Genomic DNA, 1225 nt, shown 5'->3' on the forward strand with positions numbered 1-1225 from the left:
AGATGAGCTAGATAAAAAACTTAAAAAACAAGAAATTTTAGTTAAAGATGAAAAAGTTTGGTCGTTCACGTATGAGGATCATATTAGCTCTATCGTTAAACAGGCAGAAAAGACAGGAGCGTTTAATGATTTACCTGGGAAAGGGAAACCTCTTAATCTTGATAAAGATCTTTCGTATAATCCTGACAAGCAACTTTATAGAACTTTGAAAAATAATCATGTTTTGCCTAGGTGGATTGAACTTTCAAAGGAAATAGATCATCTAAAAGAAAATTTAAAAGAACTAACGGATAATGTAGAAGCAGCTATGTTAATTACAACTATTAATAAAAAGGTCTCAGAACATAATTTACTTTGTCCGCCAAGTGCGCAAAAAATGAGGGTTAAAACGGATATTTAACGATTTTCAATGAAGTTATCTGTTGCTATATAATTAAGTAGGGCATTTTCAATTCATTATTAAGGGGAGGCAAATGTAATGAAGAATACGTATCAACTTCAAATTCCGAAAGAACTAGAGCAGTATCGTAGTATTTTAGAAGAAAGTGTGAAACCTTATATTAAAGCGTCTGGAACATTAGCAGAGACAACGCTTTTTGAGAGTAAATTTGGTGGTTATCCGTATTTACCTATAGATCAAGAGCATCCTAAAGATTCAAATGAACAACCTATGATGTTACTTGCGCAGCTAAACTTTGAAGAAATGCCGCATGTTGAATATATGCCTCAAAAGGGTATGCTACAGTTTTTCGTAAGTGCTGAAGATGAGCTTTACGGAGCAGATTTTGATCATCCAACAATCCAAAAAGACTTTCGAATTATTTATCATTCTACAATTATAGAAGATTTAAATAAGGTTATTACTGATTTTAGTTATTTAAACACTTCAGAATTAGAGGACTTTATCATACCTGAAGCAGCGAAATTAAAGTTTGAATTGGGTTATCAGCCCGTAACATCAAGGGATTATCGATTTGAAAAGATGTTTAGTGAGGAAATTGATTGGGAAGAAATTGTTGATGAAGAAAATAATACAGAATTAGGCGAACTGTATGATGATTTATGTAAAGATCAAGGGCATAAAATTGGTGGTTATCCATTTTTCACACAGACAGATCCAAGGGAATGGGAAGAAAAATACCAGCAACATGATATATTATTGCTGCAAATCGATACAGATGATTCATTAAATATTATGTGGGGAGATTCTGGTGTTGCTAATTTC

General features: G+C 32.7%; 2 protein-coding genes. Both read left to right on the forward strand.

What is annotated here, in order from left to right:
* The coding region (locus AC1DTM_RS27290; RefSeq protein WP_477001356.1) for a DnaJ family domain-containing protein at positions 1-400 on the forward strand (400 nt) is incomplete at its 5' end.
* A 78-nt stretch (positions 401-478) separates the two neighbouring features.
* Positions 479-1225 (forward strand): YwqG family protein (locus AC1DTM_RS27295; RefSeq protein ID WP_477001357.1); only part of this gene is annotated, 747 nt, incomplete at its 3' end.

The sequence above is a fragment of the Bacillus sp. P4_D3 genome (assembly GCF_056401855.1).